Here is a 454-nt window from a genome sequence, read left to right on the forward strand (position 1 = left end):
TTGCAAATCCGTAGAGTTAATGCCGTAGTTACTGAACAACGTAAAAGTGTCGTCCAGATATTCGTCAACCTGAGCGATCAGCTTATTATCCTCTGCATACTTAATTTTATAATTAAGAGCGAATGTGGCAATGTGCTCGATCAATTCATTTAACTGGAGATTGACAGCCGACGTCGGGTCGTTGACCCAGCCATGGTTGCTCTCTTCCAGGTTTGCAAGGCAGTCATGATACAGCGTTTCGCAGAGAAAGCGTAGCTGTGCAATATCATGTCTTTTTGGCGAGTATTCGTCCATAACGCATCCCCTTTTGAGTGGTTTAAACGACGACTAGCAAACACCGTTGTGGGATGAACACGACTAACTGACCTGACACTAACTGAGTAATCCTGCTGATTTAACTATAATCCACTCTCCAACAGATTTCATCGTGCTATTACGAAAAATTACAATTATC

General features: G+C 42.5%; 1 protein-coding gene. It reads right to left on the minus strand.

The genetic code is table 11. The features are described 5' to 3' along the window. Positions 1-294 (minus strand): Hha toxicity modulator TomB (gene tomB / locus M3185_RS16970; RefSeq protein WP_251334845.1); only part of this gene is annotated, 294 nt, incomplete at its 3' end. Between the last annotated feature and the right edge of the window lie 160 nt (positions 295-454).

Origin of the sequence: Kocuria rosea, from assembly GCF_023715525.1 — a bacterium.
Classification (GTDB): Bacteria; Actinomycetota; Actinomycetes; order Actinomycetales; family Micrococcaceae; genus Kocuria; species Kocuria rosea_A.